Origin of the sequence: Streptomyces sp. NPDC006512 (assembly GCF_040611935.1) — a bacterium.
In the GTDB taxonomy this organism is placed as follows: domain Bacteria; phylum Actinomycetota; class Actinomycetes; order Streptomycetales; family Streptomycetaceae; genus Streptomyces.
The window spans coordinates 183,776-209,349 of record NZ_JBEXPG010000007.1; the positions used below are offsets into that span (position 1 = coordinate 183,776).

Here is a 25,574-nt window from a genome sequence, read left to right on the forward strand (position 1 = left end):
TGCCCCGCCCCTGTTGCCTAGACTCGCCGTGCGCGCCGCCGACCGGGACGACACGACCCGGGGCCCGCGCGTCCGATGCCGAGCGAAGAGAAGGGGAACCGGGCCATGTGCACGTACCGCACCGCCGCCTTCGTTCCCCCGTCCCGGTACGACGTGATCCCGGTGTCTCGCACCGTGCGGTGCCGGCTGCGCGGCCGTCACCGTAGGCCCGTGACACACCTCTAGCCTCCGCCCCGCCCTTCCGTTTTCCCCGCTCCGCCCGCCCGGGTGCCGTTCCGGCACGGGCCGGCGCCGGGGACGGCCGGGCGTACGGAAGGCGGACAGGTCCGGTGTCCGGGAATCGCGCCGCCCTCTTCCTCTTCGTTCGAAAGGCCTCGGGCCATGCGCACCGACCGGCGATCCACCGTCCCCTCCTCCCCCGCCCGCACCACCCTGCGGAACCTGGGCATCCTGGCCCACGTCGACGCGGGAAAGACCACCCTCACTGAGCGGATCCTCTTCGCGACCGGCGCCGTCCACAAGCGGGGCGAGGTCCACCACGGCACCACCGTCACCGACTACGACGCCCAGGAACGCGACCGCGGCATCACCATCTTCGCGGCGGCCGTGAGCTGTACCTGGGACGGGCACCGCGTCAACCTCATCGACACCCCGGGGCACGTCGACTTCGCCGACGAGGTCGAGCGCTCCCTGCGGGTGCTCGACGGAGCGGTGGCGGTGTTCGACGCCGTCGCGGGCGTCGAGCCGCAGAGCGAGTCGGTGTGGCGGCAGGCGGACCGGTACGGCGTACCGCGGATCGCGTTCGTCAACAAGCTCGACCGGGCGGGCGCCGACCTGGACGCCGCGGTCGCGTCGATCCGCGACCGGCTGGGCGCCGTACCCCTGGTGGTCCAGCTGCCCGTCGGGCGGGAGGACGGCTTCCGCGGGGTCGTGGACCTGGTGGGAATGCGGGCGCTGCTCTGGCCCGACGGCGACGGCGCGTACGAGACGGGTCCGGTTCCCGAACCGCTGCGCGAGGAGGCGCTGCGGCGCCGCCGGCTCCTGGAGGAGACGGTCGCCGAACTCGACGCGCGGGCGCTGGAGGAGTTCTGCGCGCAGTCGTCCCTGAGCGGGGCGACCCTGGCCCGCGCCCTGCGGGAGCTGACGCTGCGGGGCGAGGCGGTGGTGGTGCTGTGCGGTTCGGCGTACCGCAACCGGGGGATCGAGCCGCTGCTGGACGCGGTCGTGGCGTACCTGCCGTCGCCCGCGGACATGCCGCCGGTGCGCGGCACGGCCGGCGGTGCGGAGCAGGAACGCGCCCCCGATCCGGCGGAGCCGTTCGCGGCGCTCGCCTTCAAGGTGACGGCCACGGCGACGGGGCGGCTCACCTACCTGCGGGTCTACTCGGGCACCCTGCGCAAGGGCGCGTCCGTACTGGACCCCGGTACGGGCCGTACCGAACGGGTCGGCCGGATCCTGCGGGTGCAGGCCGACCGGCACGAGGAACGGGAGGAGGCGGTGGCCGGTGACATCGTCGCCGTGATCGGGCCGAAGACGGCCCGGGCCGGTACGACGCTGTGCGCTCCGGACGCCCCCGTGCTGCTGGAACCGCCCTCGGTGGCGGAGCCGGTGGTGTCGGTGGCGGTGGAGGCCGTGCGCGGCACCGACACGGGGCGGCTCGCCGTGGCGCTGGCGCGGCTGGCGGAGGAGGATCCTTCGCTGGTGGTGCGTTCCGACGCGGAGACCGGCCAGACCGTGCTGTCGGGCCTGGGCGAGCTGCACCTGGAGGTCGCGGTGGAGAAGGTCCGGCGCGGGCACGGGGTGGAGGTGGCCGTCGGGCAGCCGCAGGTCTCCTACCGGGAGACCGTCGTGCGCGGGGTGAGCGGTCTGGTCCACCGGCACGTCAAACAGGACGGTGGCGCGGGCCAGTTCGCGCACGTCGTCCTCGACGTGGAGCCGCTGGAGGAGCCCGGTTTCGTGTTCCGGTCGGCGGTCGTCGGCGGGCGGGTGCCGCAGGAGTACGCGCGTGCCGTGGAGGCCGGCTGCCGGGACGCCCTGGCGGAGGGTCCGCTGGGCGGGTTCCCGGTGACGGGGCTGCGCGTGACGCTCACCGACGGGGCGACCCACTCCAAGGACTCCTCGGAGATGGCGTTCCGGGCGGCGGGCCGGTTCGGCCTGCGCGAGGCGCTGCGGGCGAGCACGGTGGAGCTGCTGGAGCCGGTCGTGGAGGTCACGGTGACCGTCCCGGAGGACGGTGTCGGCGGCGTCCTCGGTGATCTCGCGGCGCGCCGCGGCCGGGTCTCGGGGTCCACGGCCGGGGCGGGCACCTCGGTGATCACGGCGGTGGTGCCGCTGGCCGAGCTGTTCGGGTACGCGTCCCGGCTGCGGGGCCGGACCCAGGGCCGGGGCACCTTCACCACCCGGCCGGCGGGTCTCGCGCCGGTCCCGGCGTCGGTCGCGGGCCCGCTGCTGACCCGCTGACGGCCGGCCCGGCAGCCCCGCCCCCTCCGGCGAAATCCGGGGGGGGCGGGGCTCTGCGGCTCCGGTGCCTTGCCGGCCGTCGCGACCCCGTGGGCCCTACGGCCTAGCCGTGGAACCGGACCTCGGGGTGGTGCGCCGAGGGGCCGTCCAGGAGGGGGGCCGGGCGTCCCTTCAGGTGGGTGTCGACGAAGGCGCCGACGTACGCGCGCAGGAGGGCGTCGCAGCGGTCTCCGTCGAGGGGCTGGAGCCTGATGCCCAGCTGCTTGCCGACGGTCGCCATGTCGCCGAAGGAGGTGTGTTCGGTGCCGTCGACGGTCAGCCAGCGCTTCCAGCCGGTCAGTTCGCTCCAGGTCTCGTCCCAGGTCCGGTCGCCGCCGCCCGGGACGTGGCCGGGCTTGCCGAGCATCAGGAAGGGCCGGTCCAGCGGGACGTCGTTGGGGAAGCGGAAGTTGCCGTCCATGTTGACGCCCGCCTTGATGCGGGGGTCTCCCAGCATGGCCGGGACGGCGCTGAAGCCGCCCGCCGAGTGTCCGACCATGGCGATGCGTCCGGTGTCGATGAGCGTGCCGCCCTTCCACTTCGGGTGCCGGCCGGTGAGCTCGTCGAGGACGAAGGAGACGTCGCGGGCGCGTTCGGCCCCGACGCGCGGGAAGTCCGGGGCGGGGCAGGCCTCGCAGCCGGTCGTGCGGCCGTCGGGGAAGGTGATGCCGACGGCCTCGTGGTTGTGCCCGATGCCGGCGACGACGTAGCCGCGTGAGGCGAGTTCCTCGGCGAGGCCCGTCAGGGTGGCGCGCGGCATGCCGAAGCCGGGCGAGAGCACGACCAGGGGCAGCCTGCCGCGCGCGGTCACCGGCTTGGCGTCGACGGTCGCGTGGGTGACCACGGTCGTCAGTACGTCCGAAGGCACTTCTTGCGGTACGACGGCCCGGTTGGATTCGACGTACCTGCGGGACTCCTCCTCCGTCATGTAGGGCGCGGGCGTGCCCGAGGGCTTCTTCGCCGGGTACCAGAGCGACACCATCAGTTCCCGGCGCTCCTGCGGCACCCACGGGTCGGCCCGGTCCTCGTCCTTCAGGTGGACGGTGGTCATGCCGACCGGGTGTCCGCCGGTCGGCCGCGGCAACGCCGGGGCGTCCCGCGGCGCGTGCGCCGGTGTGGCCGCGGCCCGGGCCGAACCCGCCTGGGCCGTACCGGTCATGAGCAGGGCGGCTGCCGCAACAGCCAGGAACGCGCGCCTCATTGGTGTCCTCACGGCGATGTACGTCGTCGGGGGTGCTCCCCGCGACCCGGTGTGTCCAGGCTAGGAAGCTGTCCCGCGGCTGCCATCGGCCCACGGATGCAACACCCGTCCCTCCCTACATCCGTGGGATGACGTCCGCGGATGACCGCCCCCGGGCCGCGGTTCGTCCAGACGGGTCCGGTTCCGGCGCGGCCGGGCGGTCCTGCGATGGTCCGCCCATCACACGAGTCACCCTCGGAGAGGAGCGCGCCACCCTCCATGCCCGTCTCTCGTTTGACGTCCGGATCACCCGAAGGGAGAAGCATGGTGCGTACGAGGTCCGCCACGTTGGCCACGGCCCTGCTGTCCACGCTGTTGTGCGGAGCCGGCGGGCCGGCGAGCGCGCGCGACGGGGTCCCCCCTGACGGGCAGGCGCTGCACGACGCGGCCCTGATCGGCATCGCGGCCGCCGGCAGCGCGGCCGCGCAGGAGTTCAGGACGGCCGACGCCCGCCTGTCACGGGTCAGCCTGTACCTGAGCAGCACGGCGGCCGGCGGCCGGGTACGGGTCGAGGTCCGCGGTACCCGGGAGGACTCCGGGTCCGCGATCGCCTCCCGTACGGTCGACGTGGCGGCGCTGGGCGGTGCGGGCGCGGGCTGGGTGGAGGTTCCCCTCGACGCCGCCGTGACGCCGGACACCCCGTACTACCTGTTCGCGCAGGCGACGACCCCGGACGGCAAGCCGGTCGTCTGGCACGGAACCCGGCAGACGGCCGCCGGTGCGCCGGTGAGCTGGCACCGCGACGGGCCGGCCGGCCGCTGGGAGGCGGTCGCGTCCCGGCTGGCGTTCCATGTGAACCCGGCCGGTGCGGAGCGGTGCGGCGAGACGGATCCCTGCTACGTGCCGGCCGCCGACCGGATCGCGCGGACGTCGGGCCTGCTCTCCAACGGCACCGACGTGGAGGCGGTCACTCCGGAGTTCGCCGTCGGCGCCCGGTACGTGACCGGCGGCAACGTGCTGCGCCTGCCGTCCGGGCGGTGGCGGTACCTGCCGGCCGGCAGGGCCGCCTCCGTCGTCGTCGAAGCGGACGACGCGCTCGCCCTGGAGCAGATCGCCGAGTCCCGCGCGTGGCTCGCGGCGGGCCGGATCCCGGGCGCGGCGGGGGCCCGGCGCGAAAGCGCCGAGCGGGCCCTGCTGTCCATGCGGGCGCTGCTGCGGTCGAACGGTTCCTTCGCCGCGGCCTGGTCACCGTTCTGGGACTTCTCCTGGCCGCGCGACTCCAGCTTCGCCGCCGTGGCGTTCGCGCACTGCGGGTACGACGAGGAGGCGTACCGGATCCTGCGGTACAACGCGGGGACGCAGCGCGCCGACGGCACCTGGGAGGCCCGTACGCGGCTGGACGGTTCCGGGCCGCCGGACGACAGGCCGTGGCAGCTCGACGGGAACGGCTGGGTGCCCTGGGCCACGTGGCAGTGGTACCGGACGGCCCCGGAGGCGGGCCGCGCGGCGCGGCTGGAGGCCCTCTACCCGATGCTCCGCAAGGCGGCGGACCACGCGGCCGGGAGCCTCGACGCCGACGGCCTGCCCCCGGCTTCTCCCGACTACTGGGAACTGTCCACCGACACCGTCAACATCGGGACGGCGGCGCCCCTGCTGGCGGGGCTGAACGCGGCCGCGGACCTGGCGCGGGGTCTGGGCCGTACGCAGGACGCCACCCGGTGGGCCGTCGCGGCGCAGCGGCTGTCCGCGGGCATCGAGCGGCGGTTCGCCCCGCTCGGGTATCCGCGGACCGCCGACGGGCTGCACGGCCGGGACAGCGCCGTCGCGTTCATGGCGCCGCCGTTCAACCAGGCCCCCGCCGGTCTCCCCCGCGCCCTCGACGACACGTACGCGGCGCTGCTGCGGCCCAACGGCGGCGTGATCCCCGGCGACGATCCCGATGCCCCGTGGGGCGACATCACCTGGACGCCCAGTACCTCCTTCTTCGCGCTCGCGTGGGCCGGCACGGGGGAACGGGAGAAGGCCGACGCGGTCGTGGACTGGGTGCTGTCCAAGCGCAACGCGCTCGGTGAACTCCCCGAGACGGTCAGCCCCGACGGCCGTCCGAAGGCGGTCGTTCCGCTCGGCTGGACCGACGCCATCGTGCTCCTCGCCCTGCGCGCCACGGAGGGCACCCCGCTGCCGGCCCCGCCGATGGCCCGGCCCTGATCCCGGGACCCGTACCGGGGGTGGCACCAGCACCACCCCCGGTGCGGGCAGCAGCACGATCGTCACGGGGCGTCCCCTCGGAGAGGCTTGGCGGAGCCGATCCACTCCGACGGGAAGAGCCCTTCACATGCAGTTTTCCAGTGTGCGCCCCGCACGATGGGCCGCGGCCGCCGCCTGCGCGGTCCTCGCCCTCTCCGCCCTGCCGGCGTCCGCGGCCGGCGTCGCGGCGCCGGCCGGGGCGCCGCCCGTTCCGGCGCGGTACGCCCAGCAGCGGCTCGACTGGCACGCCTGCCCGGACGGGGCGCTGGAGTGCGCCGCGATGGCGGTGCCGCGCGACTGGTACCACCCCGACGCGGGGCCGGACCTCACGGTCGCGGTGTCCCGGCACCGTGCCACGGGCTCCGCCGCCCGGCGCGGCGTCCTGCTGACGGCGGCGGGCGGGCCGGGCGCCTCGGGTCTGGGGCGGCCCGCGGGGCTGGCCTCGTACGCACCGGAACTGGCGGCCGCCTACGACATCGTCGGTTTCGACCAGCGCGGCATCGGGGCGAGCACCAAGGTGGTCTGCTCGGACCAGGACACCGTGGACGCCCTGTTCGGCAGCGGTGACCTGCGCGACCGTTCGGAAGGGGCGGTCCGCGCCACCCTGGAGCGCACCCGGGGCTTCGTGGAGGACTGCCGCCGCAACTCGGGCGATCTGCTCCCCTACCTGACGACCGCCCAGGTGACGCACGACATGGACCTCTACCGGAGCCTGCTGGGGGCCGAGCGGGTCTCCTACTACGGCCCCTCGTACGCCGGATTCCTCGGCGCGTACTACGCGAGCGGGTTCCCCGGCCGAGTCGACCGGTTCGTGCTGGACAGCACCGTCGACTTCAGCGGTGGCTGGGAGTCCTTCTCGACGGGGCAGCCGCTGAGCTTCCAGCGCCGGTTCGAGGAGGACTTCCTGCCGTGGCTCGCGAAGAACGACGCCACCTACCACATGGGCCGCACGCCCCGGGAGGCGAAGGCCGGGTACGAGCGGCTCCGCCGCGGCCTGCGGGACCGGCCGCTCGACCTCGACGGGACCGTGGTGACGGCCAACCACCTCGACGCGGCCACGACCGGAGTCATCTACGACGGCGACTCCTTCCCCCAGATCGCGGCGGCGTTCGGCGTCCTGGAACGCCCGCAGGACGCGCCGCCCGAGGTCAGGCGGGCCGTCGCCCGCAAGCTCGGGCACCCGATGTCGGCGGAGTTCGCCGCCGCCTACTTCTCCGTCACCTGCTCCGACACCCCCTGGACGCGGGACACCGGCCACTGGGTGGCCAGGAGCGCCGCGGACACCCGCCGGTACCCGATGGCAGGGGCGCGGGAGCTGACCTTCGCGTCGGTCTGCGCCGCCTGGCCGCGCTCCACCGCGCCGCGCGTCGAGGTCACCGGCAAGGGGCTGCCGCCGGTCCTGATGCTGAGCTCGCTCCGTGACCCGGCGACCCACTACGAGGGCGCCCTGCGGTCGCACCGGGCGCTCGCGGGTTCGCGTCTGATCACCATCGGGGGCGGTGACCACGTCGCCTACCAGTCGCACCACGCCTGTGCGGACGCCTACGTGGAGGAGTTCCTGCTCGACGGACGGCTGCCGGCCCGGGATTCCTCCTGCGCGGCGAAGCCGCTGCCGGAACCGAAGGTTTGACAGGGGCCGGACCCGAGTCCATTATTCCACTACTCATCTAGTGGATTCATGGAGAGAGGGGGGACGCCGTGCGCGAGACGACCGATGACGCTGCGGCCGACAACCGGTGGGCCGTCGAGGCGCGCGGGCTGGGCAAGAGGTACCGCCGGGGGTGGGCACTTCGAAACGCCTCGTTCCGGATACCCGCCGGCCGTATCGCCGCGCTGGTGGGACCCAACGGCGCCGGCAAGAGCACCCTGCTCGGTCTGGCGACCCGGCTCGTCGAGCCGACGGCCGGTGAGCTGAGCGTCTTCGGCCGTCCCGTCGGCTCGGAGGACACCCGGACCCGCTGGGCCTACCTCGGACAGGACAAGCCGCTCTTCAAGCGCTTCACCGTCGCCCGAACCCTGCGCATGGGGCAGGAGCTCAACCCGGCCTGGGACCAGGAGGCGGCGGAACGGATCGTGCGCGGCGGCAACGTGCCGATGGAGGCGCGGATCGGGGACCTCTCGGGGGGCCAGCACACCCGCGTGGCCCTCGCGCTCGCCTTCGGCAAGCGGCCCGAACTGCTGCTCCTCGACGAGCCGATGGCCGATCTCGATCCGGTGGCCCGGGACGAGATCGGCTCGCTGCTCCTCTCCGAGGCGGCCGAGCACGGAACGACGGTCCTGCTGTCCTCGCACCTGCTGAGCGAGATCGAGGACATGTGCGACCACCTGCTGGTCCTCGCCGACGGGCGCGTCCGCATGGCGGGCGACACGGACGAGCTGCTCCCGATGCACACCCTGGTGACGGGCGTGACCGACGAGGGCGGCGCACTGCCCGCCGCCCTCGCCGCCCACACCCTGATCGAGGCCCGGACCTCGGGGCGGCACTTCACCGCACTGGTGCGCCGCGAGGCCCCGATCGGCCCGGAGTGGCAGCCGGCCGAGCCCAGCCTGGAGGAAGTGCTGCTCGCCTACCTCCGCTCGCCGCAGGCCCCCGCCCTGCTCTCGCCCAGCTCCGTTCCCGGCCACCGAGAGGACCGCGCCGCATGAACACGCTCACCCGGGGCCCCGCGACGCGGGACCGCAAGCCGTCCGGTCCCCGCGCGCTGCGCGGGCTGGCCTGGCTCATGGTGCACCAGCACCGCGCCGCCCTCCTGTCCTGCCTCGCGGTCACCGTGATCGGGGCGGCCTGGATCGTGTACCAGCGCGGCGCGATGCTGGACGCCCTGCACGGCGCCGGCTGGCCCGGCACACCCGGCTCCGTCGACGAGGCCCTGAGCAACCGGATCTCCAACGACCTGGAGTCCGGCGGATCGACGCTGGGCTTCCTGCCCGTCCTGCTCGGCGCGTTCCTCGGCGCACCGCTCATCGCCGCCGACCACGAGCACGGCACGGTGCGCCTCGTCACCACGCAGTCGGTGACCCTGCGTCAGTGGCTGCTGGCCAAGCTGTCGTTCGCGCTGATCCTGGTGACGGTGCCGACGGCGGTCCTGGGCCTGCTCTACGCCTGGTGGTGGCGCTCCGTCGGACCGTTCGCCCCCGACGACTGGCTGACCGGCTCGGTGTTCGACACCACGGGTCCCGTCCTCGTGGCCACCGCCCTGTTCACCACCTCGCTCGGCCTGGCGGTCGGCACCCTGCTGCGGCGGGTCACGCCCGCCATGACCCTCACCTTCCTGATCTCGGCCGCCTCCCTGTTCGCGGCCTCCCTCTTCCGGGACCGGCTCGCCACGCCGCGCAGGCTCGCCTTCCCGCTCGACAGCACCCCGCCGGCCGTCCTCGACCACGCGGTGCAGATCGACCAGTGGGTGGGGACGGCGTCGGGCAGGCTCTACGGCTGGAGCACCTGTGCGCACGAGTCCTCGCCCGAGGCCTGCCGCAGCGAACGCGGCATCGTCAACTCGGTCTGGGACTACTTCGGCCGCGACCAGATGGCGGGCATGCAGTGGACCTACGCGGGGGTGCTGCTGGCGGCCGCCGTCCTGCTCCTGGGCGTGTGCGCGCTGCGGACCGGCAGGGGCCGGATGTAGGGCGGCAACCGCCTAGGCTGGACCGGATCCACAAGGGATCGACCGACGAGGGATCAAGGAGGCGGGCGCCGTGGTCGTGTTCCGCATCGAACGACGCAGCGGTCTGCCCGCCTACCTCCAGATCGTCCACCAGGTGGAGCAGGCGCTCCGCATGGGGGCGTTGGCCGAGGGCGACAAGCTGCCCACCGCGGCGCAGGTCGCCGCCACCACGAAGGTGAACCCCAACACCACCCTCAAGGCGTACCGGGAACTGGAGCGGTCCGGGCTGGTGGAGGTGCGCCAGGGGTCGGGCACCTTCATCACGCGCACGCTGGCCACGTCCCGGACCGCCCCGGAGTCGCCCGTGCGGGCCCGGCTCGGCGAGTGGATGCGCGAGGCGCGGGAGCACGGCCTGACCGCGCAGGAGGTGACGAGCCTGTTCGACACCGTCCTGGGCGAGCAGTACCCGGCGGGGGTCATGAGACCCGCGCACACCCCGGCCGTCCCAGCCACCCCACCCCCACCCACCACCTGAGATTCATTGCAGGATCGTGAATACGATCTTTCAAACCAAGCCTTTTCCGGGATCCATGCCTACCGTTCGTAGGTACCTCGCTTGACGCGTTTCGTCTACCACTGGATCCCACGATGCTTGCTGTATCTCCGCGCCGCCGTACCGCGCTCGCCCTCGCGACCTCCGCCACCGCCCTCGCGCTCCTCGTCTCCGGCTGCGGGTTCGGCGGCTCCGACGAGCGGCGCATCCGCGTGGGCGTGGCGGGCGACTCCCCCGAGTGGGACGTCCTCGCCAAGGAGGCGAAGAAGGAGGGGCTCACGGTCGAGACCGTCGTCTTCGACGACTACTCGCTGCCCAACAAGGCCCTCAGCGCGGGCGACATCGAGCTCAACGCCTTCCAGCACCTGGTCTTCCTCGCTCAGTCGAACACCGAGAACAAGACCGACATCGCGCCGATCGCCGCGACCACGGTGGTGCCGCTCGGTCTCTACTCCGGCAAGCACAAGCAGCTCGCGGACCTGCCCGACCAGGCCGGGATCGCGCTTCCCAACGACCCCGCGAACCAGGGCCGGGCCCTGCGCGTGCTGGAACAGGCGAAGCTCATCGAGCTGAAGAAGGACGCCGGGCTGTTCGCCACCCCGGACGACATCACCTCCAACCCCAAGCACATCAAGCTCACCCCGGTGAACGCCCAGCAGACCCCCCGCACGCTCAAGGACACCGACGCCGCGATCATCAACGACGGGGTCGCCGAACTCGCCGGCATCGACGCCAAGACCGCGCTGTTCAAGGACGATCCCACCAGCCCGCAGGCCGTCCCCTACCTGAACGTGATCGCCGCCCGCGCGGACCAGAAGGACAACGCGGACTACGAGAAGATCGTGAAGCTGTACGCGTCGAAGGCCGTGCAGGACGAGGTCCGCCGCACCAGCAACGGCACCGCCCACCACGTCGAACTGCCCGCCGCCGAGCTGCGCGCCGAGCTCGCCCGCGTAGCGAAGCAGCTGGGCCGATGACGGCCGCGGTCGAACTGCGGGACGTCCACAAGGAGTTCCCCGGTGGGGCGCGTGCCGTCGACGGGGTGAGCCTGTCCGTCGCGGCGGGCAGCGTCTTCGGGGTCGTCGGGCACAGCGGCGCGGGCAAGTCCACCCTCCTGCGCCTGGTCAACGGCCTGGAGGAGCCGACCTCGGGCAGCGTCCTCGTCGACGGCCAGGACCTCGCCGCGCTCGGCGAGCGCGCGTTGCGTCCGATCCGCCGCGAGATCGGCATGATCTTCCAGCAGTTCAACCTCTTCCGCTCCCGCACCGTCCTCGGCAACGTCCTCTACCCGCTGCGCCTGGCCGGGATGGACCGCGCGCCCGCCCGGGCGCGCGCCGAGGAGACCCTGGACTTCGTCGGCCTCTCCGGGCACGGCAAGCGTTACCCCGAGCAGCTGTCCGGCGGACAGCGCCAGCGCGTCGGCATCGCCCGCGCACTGGCCACCCGCCCGAAGGTGCTGCTGTGCGACGAAGCCACCTCGGCCCTCGATCCGCAGACCACCCAGGAGGTCCTGGCCCTGCTGCGCCGGGTCAACCGCGAACTGGGCGTCACCATCGTCCTGATCACCCACGAGATGGAGGTCGTCCGTTCCCTGTGCGACCGGGTCGCCGTCATGGAGGACGGCCGGGTCGTGGAGAGCGGCGAGGTCTACGAGGTGTTCGCGCGGCCGCGCCACCGCACCACGGCCGCCTTCGTACGCTCGGCGCTGCACAGCGAACCCGACGGCCCGCTCCTCGACCGGCTGCGCGCCCGCCATCCGGGACGGCTGGTCACGCTCCCGGTCGTCGACGGGGCCCCGGTGACGGACGGGCTCTCGCCGCTGCTGCGCGAGCACGGCGTGGACTTCACGTTCGTCCACGGAGGCGTCGGCGAGGTCCGCGGCCGGCCCCTCGGCAGCGTGACCATCGAACTGCGGGGCGAGGCGCGGGCCGTCGAGGCCGTGGCCGCCGGACTCGGCGCGGGCGCCGGCCGGGAGGTGGGTGCCGCGTGAAGGCGGACTGGAGCACCTTCTGGCCCAAGGTCGTCGAGGCGACCGGCGAGACCGTCTACATGGTGCTGATCACGCTCGCGCTCTCCACCGTCGGCGGGCTCGTGGTGGGGCTGTCCCTCTACGCCACCCGCAAGGGCGGCATCCTGCCGAACCGGATCGTGCACGCGGTCCTGGGCACGTTCATCAACGTCATCCGGCCGGTGCCGTTCATCATCGCGATCGTGGCCCTGGCCCCCGTCACCCGGGCCGTGGTCGGCACCATGATCGGCACCGATGCCGCGATCTTCCCGATGACGATCGTGGCCACCTTCGGGATCGCGCGGATCGTCGAGTCGAACCTGCTCTCCGTCGAACCGGGCGTCATCGAGGCGGCCCGCTCGATGGGGGCCGGACCGCTGCGCATCCTGCTCACGGTGCTCGTCCCCGAGGCCCTGGGGCCGCTCGTCCTCGGCCTGACCTTCATGCTCGTCGCGCTCATCGACTTCTCGGCGGTGGCCGGGACGGTCGGCGGCGGAGGCGTCGGAAACCTCGCCATGACCTACGGCTACCTGCGCTTCGACACCTCCGTCATGGTGGTGACGGTGCTGGTCCTCATCATCCTGGTGCAGTCCGCCCAGTTCCTCGGCAACCGCGTGTCGCGCAGGATCCTCCGGCGCTGACCGGCCGCCGCCCCGCCCCGGCCACCATCGGCTCCCCCCTTCCGAGGGGCCGGTGGTGGCCGCCGCCACGTCCGGGGCCCGGAGTGTGGGGGCGGCGCACATCGGCAGGGCCCGGCGCACGTCCTTAACGTTCGGTCATGACGAGCGGATTCGGTGGAACGGTGCCCGGGCTCCCGGCCGGCGGGCTGGGCGGGCGTACGGCCATGGTGACGGGCGGCGGGAGCGGCATCGGGCGGGCCTGCGCCGTGGCGCTGGCCGCCGCGGGGGCCATCGTCCACGTCGTGGACGTCGACGCGGGGGCCGCCGCGCACGTGGCGGAGCTCGTGGGCGGGCGGGCCCATCCGGCGGACCTCGCGGATCCGGCCGCGATCGCGGCCCTGCCCGCCGATCTCGACATCCTGGTCAACAACGCCGGACTCCAACACGTCGCGGCCATAGAGGACTTCCCGCCCGAGCGGTTCGAGCTGCTCCAGAAGGTGATGGTCACCGCGCCCTTCCTGCTGCTGCGCCGGACCCTCCCCCACATGTACGCGCGGGGCTGGGGCCGGGTGGTCAACGTCTCCAGCGTGCACGGCCTGAGGGCCAGCGCCTTCAAGTCCGGCTACGTGACGGCCAAGCACGCGCTGGAAGGGCTCAGCAAGGTCACCGCCCTGGAAGGTGCGCCGCACGGCGTGACGAGCAACTGCGTGAACCCCGGCTACGTGCGCACCCCGCTCGTCGAACGGCAGATCGCCGCCCAGGCGGAGGCACACGGCCTCCCGCCCGAACGGGTCGTCGGCGAGGTGCTGCTGCGGGGTTCCGCGATCAAGCGGCTGATCGAACCCGAGGCGGTCGCGGCCGTCGCGCTGTGGCTCTGCGGCCCGCACACCGGGCACGTCACGGGCGCCTCCCTGCCCATGGACGGCGGCTGGACCGCCGCTTGACGGACCGTGCATATGCCTTCGGCCAACTTCCTCACTCCACCCACCCACCCAAATCCTTAGGTTAGGCTGCCCTAATCATATGGGGGTACGGGATGACGGAGAACGCATCACACCAGGCCCGACAGGACCAGTGGGCCGACCGGATACTGGCATGGCTGACCTCGCAGGAGGAGATCGACAGGTCGCTGCGCGACGCACTGCGCCGCACGCCCAGCCAGCGCGAGGAGACCATCGCGCACATGGCGGAAGCCGTACGGGGAGCGGCGCAGGGACTGACCATCCCGGGGTGCGCCGCCGCCGCGGGCATACCCGAGCACATGCTCCGCGACTGGCTGGCTCTCGACGCCAGTTTCGCCGAGGCGATCCGGGCCGGACAGGCCCTCGCCTCGGCGCACGGCCTCGGACCCGGCGCGGCGCCGACTCCGGCCGCCCTCCAGCTGGTCCTCAACGCGATCCGCAAGGGCGCGACGTGGCCGGCGGCGGCGGGCCTGGTCGGGATCTCGGTGCGCCGGTTCAACCGTCTGCGGGCCGAGGCGCCACCCGTCGCGGCCCTGATCGCGGCGGCGCAGCGGGCCCGGTCGCCGAAGAGGCACGGCACCGGCCCGCGGCGCCGGACCGCGGAGGGCCGGGCGCGCCGGGCGGGGTACCGGCTGGTGCTCCTGGACGACCCGCTCCTGTCGTCCGGCCGCCCGCAGTGCCCGGACCGGACGGCGCCGGAGCCGGAGGGCGGGGGGCCCGGCGGCGGGAGGGGCTAGCGCCGTGGCCTTTCCGGTCACGGCACTGGTCAGGAGTACCGCGTCACCAGTCCCCGGCTGCGGAAGGAGCGCATCATGCGGTTCAGCGCGTAGAGGCTGAGCAGCATCAGGACGAGGGTCCCGGCGGCGGCGGTGCCCAGCTCCCGCCACGGCACGGCCCCGCCTGCGGTCAGGGCCCGCCCGGCGGCGAACACGTGCGTGGTGGGCAGGACTTGGGCGAGGGGACGCAGGGCGGCCGGGAGCGTGGAGACCGGGTAGAAGACGCCCGACAGCGGCATCACCACGGACAGGGCGCCCCAGACCAGGGCTTCGGCCCCGCTGCCGTAGCGCAGCACCAGGCCCACCACCAGGAGGGCCACCGACCAGCCGCAGGCGAGCAGCAGGGCCGCCACCGGGATCAGGCCGAGGCCGAGTGCCGTGACGTCGAAGGCGTAGGCGGCGAAGGCGAGTGCGGCGACCGCGGCCGTACTCGCCGCGGTGCGCAGGAGGGCGAACAGGCCGACGCCCGCGAGGTACTCCCACTCCCGCATGGGGGTGGCCAGCAGGCCGAGGAGGTTCCGTGACCAGGTCTCCTCCAGGAAGCCGGTCGCGAGCGAGATCTGTGTCTGGTGGACGAGGTGCCACAGGACGGTTCCGCTGAGCAGGTACACGGCCACCGTGGTCGCGGCCCCCGGATCGGTGCCCGCCGCCTCGGCGGCGAACAGGCCGATGGACCCGTAGAGCAGGGTGTCGACGAGGGGCCAGACCAGTACGTCGAAGAAGCGGTGCGGGCTGCGCTTGAGCACCAGCCAGTGGCGGCGGGCGACGGCGCGCACCCGGTGCGCGGAGGCGACGGCCGGGGAACGCAGCGCGGGAGGGCGGTAGCCGTCCGTGGCGACGGGGCTGACGGGGATCGTCATCGGGCGGACGCCCTTTCGCGGTCGCGTTCTTCGGCCAGGTGCAGGAAGACGCCCTCCAGGTCGGCCCTGCCGAAGCGGTGCGCCACTTCGGCGGGTGTTCCGTCCGCGGCGATCCGGCCGCCGTGGAGGAACATCACGCGCTCGCACAGCCGCTCCACTTCCACCATGTCGTGGCTGGTGACCAGCAGGGCGGTGCCCTGTTCCGCCGAGAGGGACAGCAGAGCCGTGCGCACGCGCAGCGCGATGTCCGGGTCGAGGGAGGCGGTGGGTTCGTCCAGGACCATCAGGCGGGGTTCGTGCAGGGCGGCCTTGGCGATGCCGACCAGGGTGCGCTGGCCGCTGGACAGTTCGGTGCCGATGGCGACGGCGAGGTGCTCGATGCCGAACCGGGACAGGACCCGCTCCACGGCGGCGCCGGGGGCGCGCAGCCCGTACAGGTCCGCGTAGAGCCGCAGGTACTCGCGGACGCGGACCCGGTCGGGCAGGGGGAGGTAGCCGGCGACGAAGCCGACACCCTGCATGGCCCTGGCCCGTTCGGCGTGCACCGTACGACCGAGGATCTCGACCCGGCCCGCGTCGGGTTCGACGGCGCCGAGGCACATGAGGAGGGTGGTGGTCTTTCCCGCGCCGTTGGGGCCGAGCAGGCCCAGGCGCTCTCCCGCGCGGACGGTGAAGCCGACGCCGTCGACGGCCCGGCCGCGCCGGTACTCCTTGACCAGGCCGCTCGCCTCCAGCACGACGGGGCGCCGGTCCGCACCGGGAGCGCCGGGGCCGTGCGGGGTCAGCACGGCGGGTCCAACGGCGTTTCCAGGGGCGACAGTTCCCAGACCACTTCGGCCCGCAGGGGTCCGGTGCGGGCGAGGAAGGTGCCGTGGTCGGGGACGAGGGCGGCCAGCTGGGAGGCGTAGCACAGGACGGCCTCGTGTTTGGCCCGCCACTGTTCGTCCGTCAGGACCAGGGCGTGACGGACGTTGGTGCGGTGGCTCGTCAGCAGCTCCTGGTACGCGAGTCCGCACCTCGGGCTCCGCGCCAGGGCGGCGCTCGCCCCGTCACTGCCCCATTCGGGCAGGTGCCCGGTGTAGGGGAGGTCGGCGTAGACCCACGGTGCGGGGGCGCCGAGCGCGGCGAGCACCTTCATGGCGCGCGTCCGGACGCCCGCGTGGTCGGGCTGGTTGCTGCCGAGCGGGGCGAGGATCCGGGTGCCGGGGGCGAGGCCCTCCAGGAAGGCGTCGAGGAGGTCGGGTTCCCCGCCGTCGCCGTACGGCCCGTCGGGATGGCCGAGGACGACCTGTTCGACGCCGAGGAGGGCGCAGGCCCGGGCGTCCTCGGCGCGGCGGGTGCGGTGGGCCTCGGCGGCGGTGGAGAACCCGCAGGTGCCGTCCCACCACGAGACCGGCGCTCCGGGCGCCGGGGCGCCGCCGAAGACGGTGACGACGGCGACGGGTGCGGGCAGTGCGGGCAGCAGTCCGGCGAGGGACAGGATGGCGTCGTCGAAGTGCGGGGAGAGGACGACGGTGCGCCAGCGGGGCGGTTCGGGGGCGGGCATGGTTCCTCCGGGTCAGGTGCGGACGTCGGGGCGGATGACGGCGCCGGCGGCGGGAGCGGCGGGGATGGCGGGGCGGATGACGGCGCCCAGGGCGGCGAAGGCGGCGTCCCACTGGGCGTCGTCGCCCTGCCAGCGGCCGGGGCGCGCCGCGACGGTGCCCCAGCGGACGCCGGGCGGGAGGGCGGCCGTGTCGCCGGGGAGCGTGCGGCGCAGCCACAGCAGGGCGAAGCGGTGGCCGGGGTGGCGGTCGCGGAGCAGGGCGTGCAGACGGGCCAGGTCGGCGGCTTCTCGTTCGTCGAAGGCGTCGTGGTGGACGTACAGCACGCGGGTGGGCGAGGCGGTCAGCCGGCGCCACCGCTCCGCGAGGTGCTCGAACTTGGCGCGTACGGCGGGGAACTGGTCAGCGATGTCGTGGGCCGTCAGGGGTCCGCCGTCGGGGGTGTGGAAGTCGTGGAAGAAGCGGATCCGTGAGCCCGTGTCGAGTGCGCAGGTGCTGTTGCCGAAGGGTTCGGTCAGGCCGGGGCGCAGGACTTCGCGGAAGTCGGTCGCGAGGGTGTCGTACACGGAGTCGAAGTCGAGGTCGAGCCAGTCGAAGAAGTGGGCCCGTTCGTCGCCGGTGATCCGCCGGATCTGGTGGGTCGATTCGCAGTGGTAGCCGAGGCCGACGCAGACGTCGTACACCTGGTCCTCCGGGGTGGCAGGGGGATGGGGGTGGCCGGGCGGTTCAGGCGCGCAGGGGGCCGGTGCAGGTCCGGCCGGTGAGGAGTTCGGCGGCCGCGACCGCGTTGACCAGGCCGGCTCCGCGGGTGAGGACGAGCCGGCCGCCGGGTTCCGGGGTCTGCGGGCCGAGGCCCATCTCGACGGTGACGAGGTCGGGCCTGCGGGCGCGCAGGGCGTCGAGGGCGGCCCGCTGCCAGGGGTCGAGGGCGGCGTCGCGTACGGCGACGGCGACGGGGCCGGTGTCGGGCAGGGGGACGTTCCGTGGATCGGTGCCCTGTTCCACGTCGGTGTCGGAGGCCAGTGCGTCGAGGAGCTTCAGGGCCGGGGCGAGTCCCCAAGGGGCCGTTCCGACGGCCATGTTGGCGCCGGTGACGAGCCGTACGGAGTGCACCGGCTCGCCGGGGGCCACGGGCGGCAGACCGGCCGAGGCGAGGGCGCGGCGGGCGGCGGCGAGCCCGATGCCGGACCCGTTCTCGGAGCCGGGCGCGGAACCGGCCGGGGCCGTGGTGAGCGGGCCGGGGTGCGGGGCCGCAGTCGGCGCCGCCCAGGCGCGGAGTGCGGCGACCCGGGCGGCGGCCTCCTCCAGCCGTTCGAGGGTGAGTTGGCCGGTGCGCAGGGCGTGCTCCACCGCCCGGTGGACCTCGGGGAGGAGCAGCTCGCCGTCGGTGGCGCCGAGCAGGACGAGGTCGACGCCCGCGGACCAGGCGAGGACGGCCGCGCCGCCGAAGCCCCAGCGGTCCCTGACGGGGGCCATCTCCATGGCGTCGCTGATCACCACGCCCTCGTGGCCGAGTTCCTCGCGGAGCAGGCCGGTGACGATCCGGTGGCTCAGGGTGGCGGGCAGGTCGGAGAGGTGCGGGAGCCGGATGTGGCCGGTCATGACCGCTTTGGCGCCGGCGGCGATGCCCCCGGCGAAGGGGGGCAGGTCGAGTGCGCGGAGGGCGTCGAGGTCGCGGTGGATGTCGGGCAGTGCCGTGTGCGAGTCCGTCACGGTGTCGCCGTGTCCGGGGAAGTGCTTCAGGGTGGCGGCGACGCCGTGCTCCTGGAGGCCCTGGACGAAGGCGCGGGTGTGGCGGGCGACCGGGCCGGGCCGGGAGCCGAAGGAGCGGACGCCGATGATCGGGTTGTCGGGGCGGGAGTTGACGTCGGCGCAGGGGCCCAGGCAGAGGTTGATCCCGGCAGCGCGCAGGTCGGCGCCGACGGCCAGGGCGACGCGGCGGGTCAGTTCGGGGTCGTCGACGCTGCCGAGGGCGTGGTTGCCGGGGTAGACGCTGCCGCGGTGGTAGTCGAGCCGGGTGACGTCACCCCCTTCCTCGTCCAGGGCGATCAGGGCGTCGGGCCGTACCGCGCGGATCGGATCGACGATGTCCTCGCGCAGGCCGCGCCCGGTGGAGCGGAGGTTGGTGCCGAACAGGCCTACTCCGGCGAGCCCTTCGTCCAGGGCGCGCAGGATCCAGCCGGGTGGTGTCCGGCCGTCGTAGGCGGGCAGCAGGCAGGCGTTGACCAGGGTCGTGGCAGTGCTCACGGGCGTTCAACCTTCGGGAACGGGACGGAGGAAGGAGACGGGTGCGGAGGGGCGCCGCCACCGGCTCGGAACGGGCGTGGGGGGTACGGCGGAAGCGGTACGGGGCGGGGCACGGCGGCGGTGGCGTGCAGGGGCCGCACGTACCGGAGCGTCGTACGGAGGCCGTCGTACGGAGGCCGTCGGGCCGAGGGGCCCGCGGTCAGGGCCCGGGCGGGGTCAGCGGGCGGCGGTGCGGCGCAGCAGGACGCCGGTGCTCCCGCGCTTGCTGAGGTAGGCGCGGCCGCCGCAGACGGCTTCGAGCGCGGGACGGACGAGGACCGTTTCCCCGGCGTTCTCCCAGTGCGGGGCGGTCTCCAGCCAGGGGACGAGGCGGCTGGCGATCGCCTCGGGTTCGAGGGCGACGAAGACCAGGCCGGTCGGCAGGGTGTCGAGCAGGTCGAGGTCCTGGCCGTAGTAGAGCATCTCGATCAGCAGGTACGCGGGTCCGGGCAGGCGGGGCCGGGCGGCCAGCTCCTCGAGTCCGTCGGGGTGGACGCGGCCCGTGTCGCCGAGGCGTGCGGCCAGGCGCCGGCGGAAGAGGGGGTTGGGTTCGGTGGCCTCGACGGTGAAGCCCTTGTCGCGGAGCCGGACGGTGAGCGCGCCCTCGCAGGCGCCGACCTCGGTCAGCGGTCCGTCCGCGGGGGCCAGCCGGCCGGCGATCCAGGCGGTCGTCGCGTCCAGCCGTTCCTGCTCGTAGGGGGAGCTCGCGAACTCCCACGGGTCCTCCACCGTGGCGGCTCCGTCGTCGAGGCTGGACAACAGGGCGAAGAGTCCGTCGCGTTCGGCGGGCCCGGCCTCGAAGTACCGCTCGGTGGCCGGGACTCGGGCGGTGTACAGCATCTGTTCCGGTGAACGGGTGGACAGGAGGTGGGCGCAGTGCCGGTTGACGAAGTCGAGTTTGGCGGCGGTCTGGGCGGCGTCGAGCGGACGGTCCAGGTCGCTGATGAACTGGAGGTAGGGCGAGTAGCCCACGGCGTGCCGGACGGGGAGGCCCTCGGTCTCCGCCGCGCGGGCGGCGTCGCGGCCGAGTACGCCCCGGCTCCGGCGGTTGTCGGCGGGCGAGTGGGTCCACAGCCGCGCGGGCCGGCCGGCCGCCGCCCGGCGGAGCAGGACGGCCAGGGGTTCCGGCCCGGGCGAGGCGGCCGTGTCGTCGACCGGGCGTACGTGGCCCGCCAGCGCGGCGAGCCGCTCGCGCGGGTCCGTGCCCGGGGGAAGGACCAGGTGGGCGCCGGTGTCGCCGGACAGGACGTGGACCTCGGTGCGCCGGGGGTCGGAGAGGACGGAGAGGAAGTCGAGAACCGCGTCTTCGGCTCTGAGTACGGCCACGATGTCGATCACGGACGGGTCCTCCACGAGAGGGGTTTGGCGGAAGGCGGAACGGGACCGCTGCCGGCCGGCGCGAGTTCTGTTAAGAACCCTAACCATCACGGAGTCGGGTGGTCCAGACCAATTTCACGCCGAACGGAGCCCGCTCGACATCCCCTCGAAGGAGCCTCGCCGCACGCTCGGGAACGACCCGACACTCGGCCCGGGAAGCGCACCGCTGACCCCTTCGCGCGAACCGGCCGCACGGCCCGCGCACGGCGCGGGACCTCGGCGTTTGCCGCCACGGCGGCGCGGGGTGCGGCGCCCGGCAACCCGGGCCGGGGGCCCGGGCGCGGGCGGGATGGGGGTGTCGGGCGCAGCGCCTGGCGCGCGGGGGTGCGACGCGGCCGGGCCCACGGCTCCAACCGTACGAATCCAGCCATTTGACCATGCACGATCAAGCTGGCGGGGGTTTCGCCGGGGCACGGGCCACGGACCTCGTACCTGTAACCCCGGCGGAAGGCGAAGGACGAAAGGTGGGACTGGTGGGCGGCCGTCAGCCCTTCCTGACCACGCTGGACTTGAGCTGCATGGGGCCGAAGCCCTCGACCTTGCAATCGATGTCGTGTCCGTCCACGCCCTCGACGAGGCGGATGTTGCGGACCTTCGTGCCGGCCTTGATGCCGGTCGGGCTGCCCTTGACCTTCAGACCCTTGACGACGGTCACCGTGTCGCCGTCCGCGAGCACGTTGCCGACCGAGTCCTTGATCACGCGCTCGGCCGGCGCCTCGCCCGACTCCGCCGCGGCGGGCGACCACTCGTGGGCGCACTCGGGGCAGACCAGCAGCGCGCCCATCTCGTAGGTGTAGGCGCTGGAGCACTCGGGACAGGGGGGCAAGGAGACGTCGGTCATCGGGGCAGTCTATTTCAGGACGGGTACGCGACCCGTTCCTCCGGGCGGCGCCCGAGCGGCAACAGGTACTGGAGCGGCTGCGCGAGATCGTCCAGGCCGAGCAGTTCGTGCGCGAGGTCGTCCTGGAAGCCGCCCAGGGTGGTGCCGCCCAGGCCCAGCGCCGAGGCCACCAGCAGGAGGTTCTGGGCCAGGTGGCCGGTCTCCAGCAGGGCCAGGCGCAGCGCGCGCAGGCCGTAGCGGCGGCGCAGCAGACCGAGGTCCGCGTACAGGCCGAGGATGACGGGCACCCCGTCGATGCCGATCCCGGCCGGGTCCGTCGCCGGCCTGGACAGGTACGTCGACAGCGGCTTGATCTCCGCCACCGTCGGCGCGGGGCCAACGTACCGCAGCGTCCTGCGCTCCGGTACGCAGTCGTAGGTGCCCGGCACCACCCCGGCCACGTCGAGCACGATCAGCCGGACGCGGGCCGTGTAGAGCGCACCCGCGCTGGGATGGGGGCGGTGCACGGCGGTCCGGACGGACCCGTCGGGGAACCGCTCCTCGGAGCGGCCGCTCTCGGACAGGGAGTGCCACAGCAGCGCGCCGAGGGTGCCGGCGTCCACCGGCCCCCCGAGGGCGCCCCGGACGGACGCCCGGGCCGCCAGGACCGCGCGCAGCGACGTGTCCGGGAGCGGGTCGGCGGGCAGGGCGGTCTCCGGCCAGGCGCCGGAGGACGGCGCCGGCTGCGGGCCGGCGGCCAGCGGCCGCAGCGCCGTGTCCTCGCCCCGGCCGATCTGGAACTTGCTGCGCTCCAGGTACTGCAGGTCGGGGGCGGTGTGCCCCGGCGGGAAGAAGGTGCGGTCCTCCGACGGGGAGCCGGACACCGCACGCGGCTCCAGCAGCGTCCGGGCGGCCAGCCGGCACACGGCCCGCTCCTCGTCGGGGGTCACCCCGAGCCGGTTGAAGAGCATGTGGAGCTGCGAGGCCCAGACCCGGGCGGACACGTCGGGCGACAGCGGCTCCGCACCCCCGGGCGCACGGCCTCCGGCCGCCTCCCCTCCGGCCCCGTCCGCCCCGGCCCGCAGCAGGGCGTCCGCCGCGTGGACGCGGGCCGCCCACCGGCCGGTCCACGGCTGCGCGGTGCCCGCCGCGAGCCGCTCGCGCAGGTCCTCCGCGCGCCGTGCCAGCCCCTCGCGCTGCGCCGCGTACACGGAGTTGACCCGGCTGTGCACGGCCGCGCCCGGCAGCAGCGGCACCTCGCTGACCCACCGCCAGCCCGCCGCGTGCCGCCGCAGCCAGCCGGCCGCGGTGAGCGGGTCCATGCCGAGCCCGTGCGCGGTGGCGTGCGCGAGGTCCGCCGCGTACGTCAGCCGGGCCGCCGGGCCGGCGCCGCGCAGCTCCCGCAGGGCCGCGAGGGCCGTCTGCGTGGAGTCGGCGAAGACCTCCTCGGCGACCGGCAGGGCCCGGGGGCCGCCGTAGCGGCCGGTCTCGGGTACGTAGGGCACGGCGCGGACCTCCCCGTGGCGGGACGGCCACGGGCCGGGCACGGCGGGCACCTCCTTCGCCGCCAGGGCCAGGGCGCGGGGCAGTTCCCCGGCGGCGGCCGGGCTCAGGCCGCGCACCCGGATCCGTACGTGGGGGCCGTCCTCCCCGTACCGGATGAAGAACCACCGCTCGGCGTGCCCGGACGCCACCAGGCCGTCGAGGAGCGGGGCGGCGTCACGGAGCAGGAAGGCGTCGGTGTCCTCGGTGGTGGAGTGCAGGAAGAGGTGGTGGCCGTGCCAGGTGCCGGTGGTCGTCACGTGGGTTCCTCGGGTGTGGGTCCGTGGGGCGGGTCGTGGGGCGGGGCCGTGGGGGCGCCGGCGTCAGGGAAAGGGGTGCGGGTGGAGTGCCAGGTCCTCGTGGCGCAGGGGACGGGCCGTGCGGCCGAGCCGGTACGGCACCTCCAGCAGCCGGGGCAGGCCCAGCGTGCGGTGGTTGACGTGCCCGAAGGTCATCGGCAGCGATCCCGGGACGATCGCCTTCACGCAGTGCAGGCCGAGGCGTTCGCGCACGCCCGGTTCGCTCTGGTCGACGGTGATCACCTCCAGACCGGCCCGCGACAGCCGCTCGACGGTGGCCGCGAGGAGGGCGCCGAGGTCGTGGACGGGTCCGGGCGCGTCCGGCCAGGTCTCGGCGGCCGTCAGGGACGGGCCCGGGCCGGCGAAGAGGAACGCGGTGCGCGGCGCCGCCTCTGGCAGGGTGTTGAGTCCGACGTGGTCGTCGAGGGTCACCACCAGCTCCGGCCGGTCCAGCATCGGGCGCAGCCGCCGCGGATCGCGCGGGCCGCCCTCGCCGGACGAACGGTGCGCCGACTCCAGCACGTTGGTGACCACCTCGGCCACCGCCGAGCGGATCGCCGCGCGGGGGTCGTGGTGGGCACCCGCCGCGAGGAACATCCGCGGCGCCCCGGGGTGGGTGCCCTCGTAACGGCAGACCGCGAGGACGGCCGGGACGCCGAAGTCGTTCGTCGCGTCGAGGAGGACCAGCCGGTAGCCGGCCACGGCCGCCCGGTCCGCGAGGAGGGCCGTGTCGAGGTCCTCGGCGGGCGCCTCGACGCGGCGCAGGGGCGTCCGCGCGTACCAGGCCATCAGGAAGGCGTCCCGCTCGGCGACCTCGAACAGGCCGTAGAGGGCGGCCTCTTCGGGGCTGTTGCCCAGACCGCAGCCGTTGGAGGACTCGTACACCACGCGCGGACGCCCGGGGCCCGGTACCTCCCAGTAGGCGACGTGCTCGGGGACGGCCGTCACCCGCTGCCGGGTCAGCGACCAGCCGTGCACCCAGTCCAGTTCGAGGTCCGGGGTGTAGGGGACGGTCGGCGACGCCGGATGACCGTGGTGCGCGGGGTCGGGCAGGCCGAGACGCTCCGGGTCCACGGCCCGGTCGGGCCCGAGCTCGGCGAAGGAGGCGCGCAGCGTGGTGCGGCGGCCGGTCGGCCGCATGCCCGCGTACCGCTCCACGGCCTCGAACAGCGCGATCCGCTCACTGTCGGCGAAGTCACCGGCGCGTCCGTATCCGGCGCCGTCGGCGAGCCGGCCGTCCGTGACGGAGGCGCTGGTCAGGCTGAAGGCGGAGTCCTCGGCGCGGAGCAGTCGGCGCACCGGGCCGAACCGTCCGTCGTACAGTGCGGCGCGCAGCCCCTCCGGGGTGGTGCGGGGGTTGGGGGCGCGCAGGACGTACGGGTCGGGCAGCGGACGGGGTGCGGGCAGCGGGACGACGCCGGACGCGGTGTCGGCGGGCAGGGGGCGGCATACCGCGCAGCCGCCGACCGGGCGGATCCGGTGGGTGGACCAGGTGCCGCGGCCCTGGTGGACGACGTGGACGACGGCGGTGGCGGGATCCGCGGCCCCCTCCTCCCCCGCTTCCGCCTCCCGCGCCTCCCCGTCGTCGTCCAGGAGGTCCCGTACGAGGGCTCCGAGCGAGCCGGCGAGCGCGGGTGACGGTACGCCTGCCAGCGCCATGTCCGGGCTGCGCCAGGGCACCCGGCCGCCGTCGGTGGCCAGCCGTTGGTACTCGGCGCAGGACAGGCAGGCCGCGGCGCCCGGCCGCAGCACCGGGCCGATCACGGCCAGTGCCCCGTCGAGGCGTACGGGGACCAGGGTGACGGGCCGTCCGAGCGCGTGCCGGCTGAGTTCCTCGGCATCGCGCAGCGTCCACCGCGTCAGGAGGACCACGGCCGGGCCGGCCGGGTGCGTCCTCGCCGACGCGGCGTCGAGCACGGGCACCGGCAGGGCTCCGAGCGGGGCGGCCGTGTCCGGGGCGGCCGTGTCCGGGACGGCCGTGTCCGGGACGGCCGTGTCCGGGGCGGGGGTGCGGGTGGTCATCGCGGGTCCTCCGGGGTGTGCAGGACGGTGAACCCGAAGGCCCGCAGCAGGCCGGCGGGTTCGGGATCCGCCCCGGCGGCGGGGGTCCGCCCGGGCGCGGCGGCTCGCGTCAGCCGGTGCAGCGCGTCCTGGAAGGAGTCCTCCCGGGCGGCCGTCTCCGCGAGCCAGCCTCCGGTCCATCCGGCGTCCTCCCAGACGGCCGGGCGCGCTCCGGCGGTGGCCAGGGGGGCGACGGCGCCGCCCGAGGGGCGGGCCCGTGCGGCGTCCGGCCCGGCGGCGCGGGCCTTGAGCCATGTGTGGCCGGTGCGGTGGCATTCGACGCAGGGGCCCTCGTCGTGCTGGAGGGCGAACAGTTCCAGGAGCCGGGTGTGCTC

21 protein-coding genes and 1 pseudogene are annotated in these 25,574 nt (G+C 74.5%); 11 read left to right on the forward strand and 11 right to left on the reverse strand.

Features of this window, described 5'->3' with window-relative positions:
• Positions 1-381: 381 nt before the first annotated feature.
• Positions 382-2,460 (forward strand): elongation factor G, encoded by a 2,079-nt coding sequence (gene fusA, locus ABZZ17_RS07935; protein ID WP_356873205.1) that lies wholly within the window; start codon positions 382-384, stop codon positions 2,458-2,460.
• A gap of 103 nt (positions 2,461-2,563) precedes the next feature.
• Here fusA and ABZZ17_RS07940 read toward each other — a convergent pair whose 3' ends face one another.
• The gene (locus ABZZ17_RS07940) at positions 2,564-3,700 is read right to left on the reverse strand and encodes an alpha/beta hydrolase (protein WP_356873207.1); all 1,137 of its coding nucleotides are present in this window, start codon (positions 3,698-3,700) and stop codon (positions 2,564-2,566) included.
• A gap of 303 nt (positions 3,701-4,003) precedes the next feature.
• Here ABZZ17_RS07940 and ABZZ17_RS07945 point away from each other — a divergent pair, with 303 nt between their 5' ends.
• The 10 genes from ABZZ17_RS07945 (at position 4,004) to ABZZ17_RS07990 (ending at position 14,411) form a co-directional block, all read left to right on the forward strand.
• On the forward strand, positions 4,004-5,887 hold the full coding sequence (locus ABZZ17_RS07945; RefSeq protein ID WP_356873209.1) for a hypothetical protein: 1,884 nt from the start codon (positions 4,004-4,006) through the stop codon (positions 5,885-5,887).
• Between the two features lie 127 nt (positions 5,888-6,014).
• On the forward strand, positions 6,015-7,556 hold the full coding sequence (locus ABZZ17_RS07950; protein WP_356873211.1) for an alpha/beta hydrolase: 1,542 nt from the start codon (positions 6,015-6,017) through the stop codon (positions 7,554-7,556).
• A gap of 68 nt (positions 7,557-7,624) precedes the next feature.
• On the forward strand, positions 7,625-8,572 hold the full coding sequence (locus ABZZ17_RS07955) for an ABC transporter ATP-binding protein (protein ID WP_356873213.1): 948 nt from the start codon (positions 7,625-7,627) through the stop codon (positions 8,570-8,572).
• Positions 8,569-9,552, forward strand: coding sequence for an ABC transporter permease (locus tag ABZZ17_RS07960; RefSeq protein ID WP_356873215.1), 984 nt, complete (start codon positions 8,569-8,571; stop codon positions 9,550-9,552). Before ABZZ17_RS07955 ends, ABZZ17_RS07960 begins: the two co-directional genes overlap by 4 nt.
• A gap of 70 nt (positions 9,553-9,622) precedes the next feature.
• On the forward strand, positions 9,623-10,066 hold the full coding sequence (locus ABZZ17_RS07965; RefSeq protein WP_356873217.1) for a GntR family transcriptional regulator: 444 nt from the start codon (positions 9,623-9,625) through the stop codon (positions 10,064-10,066).
• 113 nt (positions 10,067-10,179) lie between these two features.
• The gene (locus tag ABZZ17_RS07970; protein ID WP_356873219.1) at positions 10,180-11,061 is read left to right on the forward strand and encodes a MetQ/NlpA family ABC transporter substrate-binding protein; all 882 of its coding nucleotides are present in this window, start codon (positions 10,180-10,182) and stop codon (positions 11,059-11,061) included.
• On the forward strand, positions 11,058-12,074 hold the full coding sequence (locus tag ABZZ17_RS07975; protein WP_356873221.1) for an ATP-binding cassette domain-containing protein: 1,017 nt from the start codon (positions 11,058-11,060) through the stop codon (positions 12,072-12,074). Before ABZZ17_RS07970 ends, ABZZ17_RS07975 begins: the two co-directional genes overlap by 4 nt.
• Positions 12,071-12,733 carry a methionine ABC transporter permease gene (locus ABZZ17_RS07980; protein ID WP_356873223.1) on the forward strand — a complete coding sequence of 221 codons (663 nt, stop codon included), beginning with the start codon at positions 12,071-12,073 and terminating at the stop codon, positions 12,731-12,733. Before ABZZ17_RS07975 ends, ABZZ17_RS07980 begins: the two co-directional genes overlap by 4 nt.
• Before the next feature lie 137 nt (positions 12,734-12,870).
• Positions 12,871-13,656 carry a 3-hydroxybutyrate dehydrogenase gene (locus ABZZ17_RS07985; RefSeq protein WP_356873225.1) on the forward strand — a complete coding sequence of 262 codons (786 nt, stop codon included), beginning with the start codon at positions 12,871-12,873 and terminating at the stop codon, positions 13,654-13,656.
• 92 nt (positions 13,657-13,748) lie between these two features.
• Positions 13,749-14,411: a hypothetical protein gene (locus ABZZ17_RS07990; protein ID WP_356873227.1), complete on the forward strand. Its 663-nt coding sequence runs from the start codon at positions 13,749-13,751 to the stop codon at positions 14,409-14,411.
• A 29-nt stretch (positions 14,412-14,440) separates the two neighbouring features.
• Here the strand turns inward: ABZZ17_RS07990 and ABZZ17_RS07995 are convergent, their stop codons facing one another.
• From ABZZ17_RS07995 to ABZZ17_RS08040, 10 genes and pseudogenes are all read right to left on the reverse strand, one after another.
• A complete protein-coding gene (locus tag ABZZ17_RS07995; RefSeq protein WP_356873229.1) occupies positions 14,441-15,310 on the reverse strand; it encodes an ABC transporter permease in 870 nt (289 codons plus the stop codon).
• Complete coding sequence (locus tag ABZZ17_RS08000) at positions 15,307-16,098, reverse strand: ABC transporter ATP-binding protein (protein WP_356873231.1); 792 nt, start codon at positions 16,096-16,098, stop codon at positions 15,307-15,309. Before ABZZ17_RS08000 ends, ABZZ17_RS07995 begins: the two co-directional genes overlap by 4 nt.
• Positions 16,092-16,856 carry a PIG-L family deacetylase gene (locus ABZZ17_RS08005; protein ID WP_356873233.1) on the reverse strand — a complete coding sequence of 255 codons (765 nt, stop codon included), beginning with the start codon at positions 16,854-16,856 and terminating at the stop codon, positions 16,092-16,094. Before ABZZ17_RS08005 ends, ABZZ17_RS08000 begins: the two co-directional genes overlap by 7 nt.
• A gap of 12 nt (positions 16,857-16,868) precedes the next feature.
• Positions 16,869-17,537, reverse strand: coding sequence for a DUF1796 family putative cysteine peptidase (locus tag ABZZ17_RS08010; RefSeq protein WP_356873235.1), 669 nt, complete (start codon positions 17,535-17,537; stop codon positions 16,869-16,871).
• A gap of 43 nt (positions 17,538-17,580) precedes the next feature.
• Positions 17,581-19,101 (reverse strand): glycoside hydrolase family 3 N-terminal domain-containing protein, encoded by a 1,521-nt coding sequence (locus ABZZ17_RS08015; protein WP_356873237.1) that lies wholly within the window; start codon positions 19,099-19,101, stop codon positions 17,581-17,583.
• Positions 19,102-19,317: 216 nt separating this feature from the next.
• The gene (locus ABZZ17_RS08020) at positions 19,318-20,478 is read right to left on the reverse strand and encodes a hypothetical protein (protein ID WP_356873239.1); all 1,161 of its coding nucleotides are present in this window, start codon (positions 20,476-20,478) and stop codon (positions 19,318-19,320) included.
• A gap of 523 nt (positions 20,479-21,001) precedes the next feature.
• Positions 21,002-21,358, reverse strand: a complete 357-nt coding sequence (locus ABZZ17_RS08025; RefSeq protein WP_356873241.1) for a zinc ribbon domain-containing protein YjdM — start codon at positions 21,356-21,358, stop codon at positions 21,002-21,004.
• A 14-nt stretch (positions 21,359-21,372) separates the two neighbouring features.
• Complete coding sequence (locus ABZZ17_RS08030) at positions 21,373-23,139, reverse strand: thiopeptide-type bacteriocin biosynthesis protein (RefSeq protein WP_356873243.1); 1,767 nt, start codon at positions 23,137-23,139, stop codon at positions 21,373-21,375.
• Between the two features lie 63 nt (positions 23,140-23,202).
• The gene (locus tag ABZZ17_RS08035; RefSeq protein ID WP_356873245.1) at positions 23,203-25,200 is read right to left on the reverse strand and encodes a TOMM precursor leader peptide-binding protein; all 1,998 of its coding nucleotides are present in this window, start codon (positions 25,198-25,200) and stop codon (positions 23,203-23,205) included.
• Positions 25,197-25,574: pseudogene (locus ABZZ17_RS08040) on the reverse strand (hypothetical protein); the annotation flags it as partial. The pseudogene ABZZ17_RS08040 and the gene ABZZ17_RS08035, both read right to left, overlap by 4 nt.